This is a genomic window from Tistrella mobilis (genome assembly GCF_041468085.1).
GTDB lineage: Bacteria > Pseudomonadota > Alphaproteobacteria > Tistrellales > Tistrellaceae > Tistrella > Tistrella mobilis_A.
The window spans coordinates 131,159-145,101 of sequence record NZ_CP121015.1 but is presented as its reverse complement, the minus strand read 5'-3'; the positions used below and the strand labels follow the sequence as shown (position 1 = coordinate 145,101).

General features: G+C 69.2%; 8 protein-coding genes. 7 read left to right on the top strand and 1 reads right to left on the bottom strand.

The window, feature by feature from the left end; all coding sequences use genetic code 11:
* The first annotated feature begins 6 nt into the window (after positions 1-6).
* The 7 genes from P7L68_RS03565 to P7L68_RS03535 all read left to right on the top strand — a co-directional run bounded on the left by P7L68_RS03565 (position 7) and on the right by P7L68_RS03535 (position 11,523).
* Positions 7-2,445 carry a TerB N-terminal domain-containing protein gene (locus tag P7L68_RS03565; RefSeq protein ID WP_371999788.1) on the top strand — a complete coding sequence of 813 codons (2,439 nt, stop codon included), beginning with the start codon at positions 7-9 and terminating at the stop codon, positions 2,443-2,445.
* Positions 2,442-3,830, top strand: coding sequence for an ATP-binding protein (locus P7L68_RS03560; RefSeq protein ID WP_371999786.1), 1,389 nt, complete (start codon positions 2,442-2,444; stop codon positions 3,828-3,830). Before P7L68_RS03565 ends, P7L68_RS03560 begins: the two co-directional genes overlap by 4 nt.
* Entirely contained in the window at positions 3,802-6,066 is a 2,265-nt protein-coding gene (locus P7L68_RS03555) for a DEAD/DEAH box helicase (protein WP_371999784.1), read from the top strand. Before P7L68_RS03560 ends, P7L68_RS03555 begins: the two co-directional genes overlap by 29 nt.
* A gap of 59 nt (positions 6,067-6,125) precedes the next feature.
* Positions 6,126-7,007 carry a helix-turn-helix domain-containing protein gene (locus tag P7L68_RS03550; RefSeq protein WP_371999782.1) on the top strand — a complete coding sequence of 294 codons (882 nt, stop codon included), beginning with the start codon at positions 6,126-6,128 and terminating at the stop codon, positions 7,005-7,007.
* Positions 7,008-7,158: 151 nt separating this feature from the next.
* The gene (locus P7L68_RS03545) at positions 7,159-9,315 is read left to right on the top strand and encodes a TonB-dependent receptor (RefSeq protein ID WP_371999780.1); all 2,157 of its coding nucleotides are present in this window, start codon (positions 7,159-7,161) and stop codon (positions 9,313-9,315) included.
* Between the two features lie 7 nt (positions 9,316-9,322).
* Positions 9,323-10,564, top strand: coding sequence for an MFS transporter (locus tag P7L68_RS03540; RefSeq protein WP_371999778.1), 1,242 nt, complete (start codon positions 9,323-9,325; stop codon positions 10,562-10,564).
* 29 nt (positions 10,565-10,593) lie between these two features.
* Complete coding sequence (locus tag P7L68_RS03535; RefSeq protein ID WP_371999777.1) at positions 10,594-11,523, top strand: methyltransferase domain-containing protein; 930 nt, start codon at positions 10,594-10,596, stop codon at positions 11,521-11,523.
* Positions 11,524-11,551: 28 nt separating this feature from the next.
* Here the strand turns inward: P7L68_RS03535 and P7L68_RS03530 are convergent, their stop codons facing one another.
* Positions 11,552-13,609, bottom strand: coding sequence for a methyl-accepting chemotaxis protein (locus tag P7L68_RS03530; protein ID WP_371999958.1), 2,058 nt, complete (start codon positions 13,607-13,609; stop codon positions 11,552-11,554).
* Between the last annotated feature and the right edge of the window lie 334 nt (positions 13,610-13,943).

The window sequence follows — 13,943 nt, the reverse complement described above, 5'->3', positions numbered from 1 at the left end:
TGACACATGGAATGGCGCCGACCGGGGTGGAATATGGAGCGCGACATACTGATCTGGATCGTTGCCGCCGGTATCGTTCTGTGGATCGCCCTGATCATAAGCCGACGGACCGGCCGGCAGCCCGGTGACCCGCAACGCTCTGCGGACACCGGCGCCGCGCCGCGATCAGACAGGCCGGTACAGGCGGAGCCGCGCGAGGCGATGCCGGCCACGCAGCCCCCCCTCGTCACAACGCCGGCACCCACCAGGACACCGGCCCCCGTCACGCCATCGGCACCTCCGCCGACCACGTCATCCCGGAGCAGCTGGCAACCGCCTCTACCTGCGCCCGCACCCGCCGAAAAGCACCGGCCGGCCGGCGACGGTCTGCGCTGGCTGGAACGACACGAGGTCGTCACCATCGGGGGGCGGTCGATCGGCGGGGGGATGTTCTATGTCGGGAGCTGGCGCGACCCCTATTCGGCGCCGAGATGCCTGATCGACCGGGATTATCCGCTGTCGCCGCACGCCGCGGACATCGCGATCGACGATCTGGGCTACTGGCCGTCATATTCCCGGCTCGATGGCCATCAGCGTGCCGCCTTTCTCGACTGGCTGGCATCCGGACGCAATGATCCACGGGCAGCGATCGGTTACGTCTTTATCTACTTCTACGGTCTGGAACGGCGGATCCTGCTTCAGCGCGCAATGTCTGACGCAGATGCAATCATCTCTGAAGTCGAGCGCCTGCGCGGCATCTATGGCACCAACGACGCCTTCGAACGCTATTCCCGCGACTTCCTGTTCGCCGTCAGCCTGCTGAAAGGCGAAGGCGTTCCCGAGCGCCCCATTCTGGATGCTGCCGGCGGGTTCTATCTGCCGCAATGGCTGATCCTGGGCATCGGCCATCGCCTGGACCGCGGCCTGCCGCTGGATGCGGAGTGGGTGATGGCCTGGGCGCTCCATCATCCGGAAACGCGCCTGCGAACCCCGGCACGCCGGGCTTTCGACGAATTATGTGCCCTGTTCCGGGCCCGGTTCGACGCCCTTCACCCGGGCGGGCTGAGGCTTGCACGGCCGCGGACCAATATCGGCACGCTCGCCTACCGGGTCGCGAGCCAGGATTTCGAGGTCAAACTCGAAGGCAGTTTCAGCCGCTGGCCCAGCATCGAACGTCTGACCAAACCGGTCACCGACGCCCAGGCGCTGATCGAGACCTGCACCGCCGATCTCGATGCCTACAGCCGGCTTCTGGGGCGGGATCCGGAAGCGGCGGGATCGGTACAGGCACGGCTGCTTCTGCCGCCGGAACTGCGCGACATGGAGAGCGGCGCGCTGGGCGCGCTGCGGGCCTGGCTGATGCAGTCGCCGGTGGTTACCGTAGCCGAGGCGCTGCCACGTTTCGGCGTCGAGGCGGGCGAGCGCATCGGCAAGGCGGCAATGCGCGGAGTGGCGGAGATGGCGGCAGAATTGGGCTTCGGCATGGAGCCGGATGTGCGCCATGGCGCGCGCACGCCGCGCCGCGACGAACTGGTGGTGTTCTTTCCGCAGGCCGATGCCACCACCGCCGATACGCCGGGAGACGCCTATCAGGCTGCTGCCCTGGCCCTGACGCTGTGCGCCATCGTCGCCCATGCCGACGACGTCGTGACATCCGAGGAAGAACGCCATCTGGCCGGGCTCGCAGCGGCGCATGTGCATCTGTCCGCTCCCGAACGGCGCCGTCTGGATGCCCATGTCACCCGGATGCTGAAAGCGCCCCCGTCCCTCGCCTCCGTCCAAGGCCGGCTGACGGCACTGCCCGAGGCCCGCCGCCACGAGATCATGACCTTTCTGCTGGCACTGGCGGCCGCTGACGGCCAGGTCGCGGTATCTGAACTCAAGCTTCTGGAGAAGCTCTACAAACTGGTGGGGCTGGAGCCGACGCAACTGTTCGCCGATATTCATGCCCTGGAGGCGGAGGATGATGCGATCAGCGTGGTGCAGCCGGCAACGACCAGCGCAACCGGGCGCCGCATACCGCCGCCACCGGCCGAAGCTCCGGCGCCAGACCCCGTCGAGGAGTTGTCCGGCGTCCGGCTCGACATGTCGCGCATCGAACGCATCCGTCACGACACCGCCCAGGTTTCCGCGCTGCTGTCCGGGATCTTCGTCGACGAGACCCAGGCCGGAGCGCCACCCGAGCCCGAACCCGCGCCGGCAGTGGACGAAGGAACCGATCGTGATGCCTTCGACGGGCTGGACCGGCGCCACGAAACCCTGCTCCGGCAGATCGCGGCGCATGGCGAGATCCCCCGCGAGACATTCAGCGAGTTGTGCCGCTCCGCCGGGCTGATGCCCGACGGCACCATTGAAACCCTCAACGAATGGGCGTTCGACCGTTTCGACGCTCCGATCCTGGAAGACGGCGACCCGCTGGTGGTCGATATCGCCCTTCTCTCCCAAAGCTGCGGACAGCTGGCATGACCCACCCGATTAAAAGCAAGGATCGCGATGCGATCATCCAGGCGCTGAATGCCGGCGTCGTGCCGCGTCTGGGCCTGCGCCACATCCAGGTCGGCCGGGCGCGTGAGGTTGCGGCTCTCGTCTCCGATGTGGAGCGTGTGTCGGATGCCGGGTCGGCCTTCCGCGTGGTGGTGGGCGAATATGGCGCCGGCAAGACCTTCTTCCTGAACCTCGTCCGGCTGGTGGCGCTGGAAAAAGGGCTGGTGGTCGTACATGCGGATCTGGCGCCCGATCGTCGGCTGCATGCCAGCGGCGGACAGGCCCGATCGCTCTATGCCGAACTGATGCGCAACATGGCGACCCGCACCCGACCGGAAGGTGGTGCGCTGGCCAGCGTGGTGGAACGCTTCGTGGGCAAATCTCATGACGATGCCGCCCGCCAGGGGCGGGAAACGTCCGATCTGATCCGCGAAAAACTGGCGCCGCTGGAGGAACTGGTCTCAGGCTACGACGTCTCGGCAGTGATCACTGAATATGCCCGGGCCTCGGATGCAGGCGACGAAGCGCGTAAGCTTGCGGCACTGCGCTGGTTGCGCGGCGAATGGTCGACGCGGACCGAGGCGCGGGCGGCACTTGGGGTGGTACGGACCATCATCGACGATGCCGGCGTCTATGATCATCTGAAGCTGATGGCCGCCTTCGTGCGTCTGGCCGGCTATAAGGGCATGCTGGTGGTGCTGGACGAGATGGTCAATCTCTACAAACTGCAGAGCGCCCAGGCCCGCGCGGCCAATTACGAGCAGATCCTCCGCATCCTGAACGACGTGCTGCAAGGCGGCGCCGCCGGGCTTGGCGTGGTTATGGGGGGCACGCCTGAATTCCTGATGGACACCCGCCGCGGCCTCTACAGCTATGCCGCCTTGCAATCGCGGCTTGCAGAAAACAGCTTCGCCCGTAGCGGCCTGGTGGATCTGTCGGGCCCGGTGATCCGGCTGCAATCGCTGACGCCCGAGGATCTGTACGTCCTGCTCGCCAACATCCGCACCGTCTTCGCCGGTGGCGATCCTGCCCGGCATCTGGTGCCGGATGATGCCTTGACGGCCTTCATGCACCACTGCTCCACCCGGATCGGCGACGCCTATTTCCGCACGCCGCGCAACACGGTGAAGGCCTTCGTAAACCTGCTGTCGGTGCTGGAACAGAACCCCGGCAGCCGATGGACCGATCTGCTGGACGAGGTGCCCGTGGCAGCCGACGAGATGGCGGCACAGGACACAACCGCCATTGACGGTATCACCGGTTCGGACGACGAGGGCCGGGACGACGAGGGTACACGCACCAGCGCCACGGAGGGCGCAACGGCAGGCGGTGACGCGGATGACGACCTCGCCTCCTTCCGCCTCTGATTCATCCGGGCCCGCGGCACGCTCTTTCGATCTGCTGCATCCCGTGGTACAGCGCTGGATCTGGCGGCAGGGCTGGAACGAACTCCGCGATATCCAGGACGATGCCGTCCCCCTGCTGATCGCGCCCGGACCGGACGTGCTGGTGATGGCGGCGACGGCCGCCGGCAAGACCGAGGCAGCCTTCCTGCCGATCCTGTCGGCGGCGGCCTTCGCCCGGGACGGTGCCGGGCCACCCGGCGGGTTCGAGGCGATGTATATCGGGCCGCTGAAGGCACTGATCAACGACCAGTTCCGACGGCTCGACGGACTGTGCGAGATGGCGGGCGTGCCGGTCGTGCGCTGGCACGGCGATGTCGACGCCGGCCGCAAACAGGCGGCCCGCCGCCACCCTGAAGGCCTGCTGCTGATCACGCCCGAATCGCTCGAAGCCCTGTTCATACGTGGCGGGCTCGACATTCCACGCCTGTTCAACGGCCTGCGTCATGTCGTCATCGACGAGCTGCACGCTTTCATCGGTACCGAGCGGGGTATGCATCTGCAATCCCTGCTCACCCGGCTGGAAGCGGCGCTGAACCGCAGGGTGCCGCGCGTCGGCCTGTCAGCCACGATCGGTGATGCCGGGCTGGCGGCAGACTGTCTGCGTCCGGGCGACGGCGCCGGCGTCGCCCGGCTGACCAGCACGGCCGATGGTCGCGAGATCCGCCTGCAGGTACGAACCTACCGCGATGCCACCGAAGAGACCGCCCCCGACGCCGAGGCCCTGATCGCCGACCACCTCTTCAAAACCCTGCGCGGGCGCCATAATCTGGTCTTCGCCGGCGCCCGCCAGACCGTCGAGAGTTACGCCGACAAGTTGCGCGTTCTGAGTGAGCGGCTTGGCGTGCCTGAAGAATTCTTTCCTCATCACGGCAGCCTTGCGCGCGGCCTGCGCGAACAGGTGGAGGCCAGACTGCGAGACGGCAGCCTGCCCACCACCGCCATCTGTACCACCACTCTGGAACTCGGTATCGATATCGGTGATGTCGAAAGCGTGGCGCAGATCGGCCCACCCCGATCGATCGCCGGCCTGCGGCAGCGCCTGGGGCGATCGGGGCGGCGCGCGGGCAAGCCCGCGATCCTGCGCATCTACACCGCCGGTCCGGATGCAGGTGAGAAGACACCGCTGGTCGACCGGCTGCAATTGCCGACGATTCAGGCGATCGCAGCCGTGCGGCTGTTGCTTCAGGGTTGGTGTGAACCGCCGGGACCGGCGGCGCTGCATCTTTCCACGCTCACTCATCAGGTGCTGGCCCTGATTGCCGAGCGCGGTGGCATCCGGCCGCAGGCAGCCCACCGGCTGCTCTGCGTCGAAGGACCATTCCGGAAGGTGGCCGCCGGTACCTTCGCCGCCCTGCTCCGCCGCCTGGGCCACCCCTCTGTCCGGCTGATCGAACAGGCGCCGACGGCCGAGCTGATGCTGGGTGAACGGGGTGAACGGCTGGTCAGCCATTACAGCTTCTATGCGGTCTTCCAGACCCCTGAGGAATACCGGGTCGTCACCGGCAGAAAGACCCTCGGCCAATTGCCCCTCGACCGGCCGGTTGCACCCGAGATGATGATCATCTTCGCCGGCCGCCGATGGATCGTGGCGGAAGTTCGCGCCGCCGAGCGTGTGCTGGAGGTGGTGCCGGCTCCCGGCGGGCGGCCGCCGGCATTCAACGGGGGGGAGGCCGGCCCCATGCACGACCGGTTGGCCCGCGAGATGTTCACGGTCCTGAGCGGGAATGACATCCCGGCCTTCCTGGATGCCGGTGCCCGCGACGCACTTCTGGCCGGCCGCGAGATTTTCACCCGGTATGATGTTGCCCGATGCAGCATGCTGCCGGGCGACAAGGGCATGATCCTGCTACCCTGGCTGGGATCGATCAGGCGCAATACACTGCTGCTCGCACTCGATGCCGAAGGCATTCGAGGGACCGGTGACGGCGTCGCGCTCGATCTGCGCGCCGACCCCGGGGATGTGCTGAAGGCGCTATGCCGGATCGCCGACGCTCCGCCACCGGATCCGCTGATCCTGGCGCAACGGATCGGCAATAAGATTCAAAACAAGTTCGACCATCTGCTCGACGATGATCTCCTGGCCGTCGATGCGGCAGCTGCCAGGCTGGAGACCACCGCACTGCCCGGCATTGCCCGCAATCTTGTTCAGGCGTTGAGCGGATCACCCGGAGGCGGGGCCGCTCGTCATCCAGATTGACACCCCGCCCCTGCCCTCCCCATCATCCCGGGACCTCTCCCCCCAGAAAAGGCCCCAGGATGGAAACCGTCGCCGCCGCAGGGCTGGAGATTTATCTCTATCGCAGCCGGATCCGGCAGGGCGAGTGCTGGTCGTCGGTGGTGGCGCCGGGCTTGTGGCTGGGCACACTGGCGGCCGGGCGGGTGGTGGTCGACGGGGCAGAAGGTGCGGGCGGCATGCGCGATGGCGGGCCGGCGCCCGCCGATTGGGCGCCCGGGTCGGCGGCCCGGTTCTGGGCGGCCGAGGGGTTCGAGAGCCGGCACACCGCCCTGGCCGATGGTGCCATTGCCGGCGTGTTCCTGCGCGTGCTGCCGGATGCGGTGGAAGATCTGCTGGGGCCTGAAGGCGCGCGGCTGACCGGGGGCGCCGGCCGGGCCGCGGCTTATGTGCCGGTCTCCATGGGCCTGGTCTGGCGGATGCTGGGCATCACCGGCCCGGCCACGGCGCGGCGCCTGCATCTGACCGCCGCCGCACTGCACCTGCTGGGCCATGTGGTCGAGGCGGGCGAGGCAGGCGGGGCGGGCGGGGCCGACGGCGCGGGCGGCGACCGCCCGGGCCGTGACGGCGTGGCCCTTTCCCCCGCCGATATCGAGCGGCTGCATGCCGCGCGGGAGCTGCTGCTGCGCGATCTGGCCGCCCCGCCATCGGTGCCCGATCTCGCCCGCGCCGTGGGCCTCAACGCCCGCAAGCTGGGCCGCGGCTTCCAGGCACTGTTCGGCAGCCCGGTCTATGCCTTCGTCAAGACCCGCCGCCTGGACGAGGCCCGCCGGCTGATCGAGGACGAGGGGCTGGGCATCGCCGAAGCCGCCTGGCGCGTCGGCTACAGCCCGGCGCATTTCTCCACCGCCTTCCGCAAACACCACGGCCTGCCCCCCAGCGCCGCCTGCGACCGCCGGCGCTGACGGGCGTCGGTGCTGAAGGGCATCGGTGCTGACGGGCATCGGCGCAAACGCGCAAAACTGAGTCCGGATCGCGAAAGCCGCTCCGATGGACGGCGGCAGACTTATGGTCGTTAATGCGTCTCATTCGCATATGACCTGCGGGATGCCAGAGATGACCACGCCGACACCATCTGCTCCAAGACGCCCGATCCTGGCCCGCCGTCTGCTGACCGGCGCCGCCCTTGCCGCCGCCCTGCCGCTGATGCCGGCCCCCGCGCTTGCCGAAGAGGCGGCGGGCGAGGCCGCCGCCGGCAGCGCCGTCACCCTGGAACCGCTGACCGTCACCGCCCGCCGCCGGGCGGAGCAGGCAAGCGAGGCGCCGGTTTCGGTGACGGTGATCGGCGCCGATCGTCTGGGCGAGGCGGGGGTGCGCGATCTCGACGATGCCGCGCGGGCGGTGCCGAACGCGACCTTCAGCCCCCAGGGCGGGCCACTGACCATCCGCGGCATCGGCTCTCTGGGCATGAGCGGCGGTGTCGACCGCCAGCCCGGCGTCGGGCTGTTCGTCGACGATGTCTATATCGCCCGGCCCAACGGCTACCCGACCGCGTTTCAGGATCTGGACCGGGTGGAGGTGGTGCGCGGCGCGCAATCGACGCTCTACGGCAAGAACACCATCGGCGGCGCGGTCAATCTGGTCTCGCCGGTGCCGGGTGCCGATCCGGGGATCACCGCCACGCTGGGTCTGGGCAGCGACCGGCGGCTGGAGATGCAGGGCGTGCTCGACACCCCGCTCGGCGATGCGGGCGCGGCGGCCGATCTGGCGGTGCGCGCCGTGGTCGGCCTCACCCGCGACGACGGGTTCATCCGCGACGATGCCTCGGGAAATCGCCTGGGGCGCACCGACCGCAAGGCGGTGAAACTCGCAATCGGTGGCATGCTGAGTGATGCGACCGAGGTGATGATCCGGGCGGATCTGTCGCGCGATCGCGATGATGGCGGGCTCGCCTATGCGCCCCTGCCGCTCGCCTTCGATCACCGTTCCACCCACGACACCGAAGGCGAGCGCAGCCTGGACACCGCCGGGCTGTCGGCCAGGCTGACCCATGATCTGGGGGCGGTGGTGCTGAGTTCGGTGACCGCGATCCGCGGCCACGACATGGACCATGTGCTCGACGGCGACTTCATGGCCCTGCCCTATTACATCCAGGCCCAGACCGAGGAACAGCGCCAGATCTCGCAGGAACTCCGCCTGTCGAGCCCCGAGGACGGCCGCCGCTTCGGCTGGAGCACGGGGCTGTTCTACATGCGCGAGGATTTCAAGGCGGCGCAGTTCTACGATTATACCACCGTACCCCGCGCCGACTGGAGCCGCAGCGGTTTCGACCAGACCACCGACACGGCCTCGGCCTTCGGCGAGGCGCGGCTGCGGCTGCTGCCCTCGGTCGATGTCGCCGCCGGGCTGCGCTATACCCGCGAGTGGAAAGAGACCACGTCCGAGATCACCAGCCCGTCGGGCAATATGATGATGGGCGCGCCGATGCGGGTGTCGGGCGATGCCGATTTCGACGATCTCTCGCCCGAGATGACCATCAGCTGGCGGCCGGTGGCCCATGGCGTCACCACCTTCGCCCGCGTCGCCCGCGGCTTCAAATCCGGCGGCATCAGCCCCTATCCGGAGCTGGACGGCAGCATCAACCGCTACGACCCGGAAACCGTCACCACCTTCGAGATCGGCGCTAAGACCCTGTGGCTGGACGACCGGCTGGCGATCGACCTCACCCTGTTCCGCAACGACTGGAAGGATCAGCAGGTGGTGATCTACACCAGCCCGCTGACCCGGGTGCTGCGCAACGCCGCCCGTTCCACCTCGGAAGGGGCCGAGGTCGAGGCCCGGGCGCAGATCGCCGAAGGGCTGGGGCTGCGCCTGGCCTATGGCTATCTGAACGCCCGGTTCGACGATTTCGTCGACAGCATTCAGGGCGCGGATTATTCCGGCCAGGACCTGCCCTATGCGCCGGAACATACCCTGGCGCTTGGGCTCGACCTCACCCGGCCGGTGGCGCCGGGGGTCGATCTGGTGGCGGGGGTCGACTATTCCTGGCGCTCGTCGATGAGCTTCACCCCCGCCTCGGACTATCGCCAGGGCGAGACCCATCTGGTCGACGGCCGGATCGGCTTCGATGCCGGCGCCTGGGCGGCGGCGCTCTGGGCCCGCAACCTCTTCGATGAAGAGTATCTGACCTATTACTACGACATGGGCGGCAGCGATGTCGGCGTCGCCGGGCGCGGCCGCAGCCTGGGCCTGACCCTGACCGGACGGTGGTGAGCGCGCCATGACCCGTCCTGCCACCTCTCCCGCCCCCGGCCTGCTGCTGATCGGCGCGCTCTATCTGGCGCAGGGCCTGCCGATCGGCTTCGCCTTCGAAGCCCTGCCCGTGCTGCTGCGCCAGGCGGGCGTGCCGCTGGAGGTGATCGCCTGGGTGTCGCTCGCAGGGCTGCCCTGGGTGCTGAAACCGCTCTGGGCGCCGCTGGTCGACAATCTGGGCGGCAGCGCGCGCCTGGGCCGCAGGCGCGCCTGGATCATCCCCATGCAGCTGATCCTGGCAGCCGCCATGGCCGGTCTCGCCATGATCACCGACTGGCAGGCGGCGGCCCTGCCGGTGGTGGCGCTGACGCTGATCGCCTCCGTCGCCTCGGCCACCCAGGACACCGCCACCGACGGGCTGGCCGCCGAACGGCTGCATGGCGGCCGGCTGACCCGCGCCAATGCGCTGCAAAGCGGCGGCATGATGGCGGGCTTCATGCTCGGCGGATCGGGGCTGCTCTGGGCCTCGGGCCATATCGGCGTGCAAGCCGCGCTCGCCGTCCTGGCCGGGCTGCTGATCGCCGCCCTGCTGCCGGTGCTGGCCTGGGCCGAACCCCGGGCCACGACCGACGACGACCGCCATCCGGCGCGGCTCCGCGCCTATTTCCGCCGGCCGGGCGCCTGGCCGGTGCTGATCGCCGGCATCGGCTTCGCGCTGCCCTATTCCGGCGGGCTCGCCCTGTCGAAACTCTATCTGACCGATGCCGGCATGGCGCTGGACCGGATCGGGCTCACCGGCATCGCCGGCAGCCTGGCGATGATCCTGATCGGCTGCCCGCTGGCGGTGCGGATGATCGGCCGCCACGGCACCGGCCCGACCCTCGTCTCGGCCCTGGTCCTCACACTTGCCGCCCTCGGCCTGTGGCTGTTGCCCGTGGCGGGGCTGGTGGCCCCCGATCTGGCGGTCGTGCTGCCGGCATCCATCCTGCTCGGCACCGCCGGCGGGGCCGCCACCACCGCGGCCGCCACGCTGATGATGCGCTTCGCCGCACGCGGCAGCCAGGCCGGAACCGATGTCACCATCCCCCAGGCGGCACAGGTGGCGGGCGAGACCCTGAGCGGCGGCGTCGCCACCGGCATCGCCGCCGGAACCGGCTATGCGGGCGCGCTGGCCGCCGTGCTTGCGGCCGGTGCCGCGGGGCTCGTCGTCACCCGCGCCATGCTCGCCCGCCCGGCGCTGCGACAGCTCGACGACCGATCCGCCCCCTGATCCCCGACCCTCTGCAAGGCCATATCCCCATGAGCGCGACCTTCATGGACCGCCTGACCGATCGCCTTGCCCGCCGCCCCGGCGGGCTGATCGGCCGGCTGATCTACCGCCACCCCGCCGGTCACGAGACCAGCTTCGCGATGATGCTGGATGCCCTGCATCCGGGGCCGGAAGACCGGCTGCTCGATCTCGGCTGCGGCGGCGGCGTTTTCCTCGAACGGGTGCTGGCCCGGGGGGCCGGCGCGGCCGGGCTCGACCACAGCCCCGACATGGTGGCGGAAACCCGGCGGCGCAATGCCGCAGCCCTCGCCGCCGGCCGGCTGGAACTGCACCAGGGCGATGTCGCCCGCCTGCCTTTCGGGGATGCGGCCTTTACCCTGGTCACCTCGCTCAACGCCTTCTTCTTCTTCCCCGAACCGCAGGCGGCCATCGCCGAAATGGCCCGGGTGCTGGCCCCCGGCGGCCGGCTCGGCATCGTCACCACCCCGCCCGAACAGGCGGCGATGCTGAAACGCTGGTTCGGCCCGGTGGCCGCCCGCATGCGCCTGGATGCCCCCGACACGCTGGCCGGCTGGATGGCGGCGGTGGGGCTGATCCCGGGCGAGGTGAAGCCGGTCCGCCAGGTGGGCTATCTGATCACCGCCCGCAAGCCGGTGATGCCGGCGATGCCGGGCGCCGAAATCACCATGCCCGGCTTCCATGGACGGATCACCGCCCGCCTGGGCCCCGCCACCGCGCCGCTGCTGGTGGTCGATGCCCGGGTGGACGGCGCCATCCCGCCCCATGCCGCTATGGCCGACGAGTTGGTCGTGGTGCTGGACGGCCGCCTCCGTGCCCGGACGGGCGGGACCGAACATCTGCTCGGCCCCGGCGACCATCTGATCGTGCCGGCGGGCACCATTCACGAGGCGGTGGCCGAAACGCCGGCCCGGCTGCTGCTGGTGGGACCGCCGGAATAAGCGGCCCCACCCGATCACGCCCCCGACATCACGCCCGCCGCACCCCCTCGATGAACGCCCCCACCTCGCGGCGGAGCGCGTCGGACTGGGTGGAGAGGTCGGACGAAGCCGCCAGCACCCGGCCCGCGGTGGCCCCCACTTCCGAGGCCACCCGGCTGACGCCGGTGACGCTGCGCGACACCTCGTCGACCCCGCGCGCCGCCTGCTGGGCGTTGGTGGAGATGTCGCTGGTGGCGGCCGACTGCTCTTCCACCGCAGCCGCGATGGCGGTGGAGATTTCATCGATGCGGGCGATGGTGGCGCGGATCTGGGTCATCGCCTCGGTCGCACCCTTCGTCACCTGCTGCATGCCGGCGATCTGGGCCGAGATGTCCTGGGTGGCGCGGGCGGTCTGGTCGGCCAGGCTCTTCACCTCGCTCGCCACCACCGCGAAGCCCTTGCCGGCATCGCCGGCGCGCGCCGCCTCGATCGTGGCGTTCAGCGCCAGAAGATTGGTCTGGGCGGCAATGTCGCTGATCAGCTGGACGATGCCGCCGATGCGCTGCGCGGCATCGGCCAGGCCCTCGACCGTGCGGCCGGTGGCCTCGGCATCCTCCACCGCCCGGCGGGTGACGGTGGAGCTTTCCGCCACCTGACGGCTGATCTCGGCGATCGAGGCCGAAAGTTCCTCGCCCGCACCGGCGACCATGGCCACGTTCGACGACGCCTGACCGGTCGCCGCCGCCGCCGCCGCCGATTGGCGGCTGGCCTCGTCGGCCGTGCCCGACAGCTCGGTGGCATTGGCCTGAAGATCGCCGGCGGCGCGCGCAACACCGTCGACCACCCCCGCGATCGCGGTCTCGAACGTGCCGGCCAGGCGCATCATCTCGGCCCGGCGCCCGGCGGCGGCGCGTTCCTTGGCCGCCTCCTGCTCTTCGCGCAGATGCTTCACCTCGACCAGCCGGTCCCTGAAATAGTCGATCGAGCCTGCCATCACGCCCAGCTCGTCGGCACGGCCGGTCAGCGGCACCACCACATCGGTTTCGTCGGCGGCAAGCCGGCGCACCGCGGCGGTCAGCCGGCCGACCGGAGCGGCCGCCAGACGCTGGATCAGCAGGGCGATCACCAGCCCCAGGACCGCCACGACCACCAGGCCGGTGGTGACGAGCCCGCGGGTCAACGCATCCACCGGCGCGCTGATTTCATCCTCGGGCACGTCGACGGTCACGAACCAGGGGGTATCGACCTTGCCGAAACGGGCCGGCAGCACGATGCGATGCACCAGCGTGCCGGTCACCGCCTGGGGCTTGTCCTCGAAGATCATCGTGCCGCCGTCGGCCCCGCGGATCGCATCGGCAAGCTCGGGCTCGACATTCGCGACCGGCTTGCCCAGCTCCGCCGGGGTCTGATAGGCGACCCACAGCCCGCCGGTCGAGATCAGCGACACGGTACCGGTGCCGAAGGGCTTCATCTGCGCCAGAAGGTCGTTCAGCACCGGCAGCTTCAGGTCGACGCCGGCAACGCCGATCACCCGGCCGTCCCGCACCACCGGCACCGCCAGGGTGGTGATCAGCTCCTGCTTGCCGGCAATCTCGTAGAAATAGGGCTCGATGATCTGCTCGCGGCGGGTATTGCGGGCCAGAAGATAGTAATCGCCCGCCCCCGGCGTCTCGTAATCGATCAGCGGGTCCAGATTGATGGTGCTGCCGCTGCGCGAGACATAGGGAATGAAACGGCCGGTCGCGTCATGGCCGGGCTGGCCCTTATGGGCGGCATCCGCGCCGTCGAAGGCGTCGGGCTCAAACGCGATCCAGGTGGCGACCAGGTTGGGATTGTCCTGAAGCAGCAGCTTCAGCATGGCGATCATGGCCGCGCGATCGGCCTTGCCGGCCGCGATCGCGCCGGATGCGGTGGCACCGATGCCGCGGCCCACGCCGAAAGCGCCGTCGATGATGCCGGCAACCTGTTCCCTGGCCTCGCCGGCCACGCCTTCGACCACCGTTTCGCTCAGATCTTCGATGGTCTCGCCGCCGCGCGAGGCGCCGAACCAGGTCGACAGGCCCAGCCCCAGGCTCAGGACCAGCAGCACCGGCACGACGATCTTCACGGCCAATCGGCGCCGCATCCAGCTTTGTAGGAACATCCTGCCTCCCGATATGTGTATGCGCTTACATTTTCGCGTCGGCCGCCTGCCGGCGGGCCGGATTCATGCCAATTTGAGCTAGTTATCCTCAATTTGATGAAGATTGGATTAAATTGCGGAACATATGGCAGAACGCTACGCCGTTCACGAATCGTGCAATTGTGCTGAATATTTGCAGCCCTTGTAATGATGCCAGGCGTCGCTTCCGGCACCCGTCCCGGAGAGCTCCGGTATGCCGGCCGGACGAGAGGCAATGGCCGCGGACGGGCGCCGCAGGCCCGGACCGTGCAGACATGCC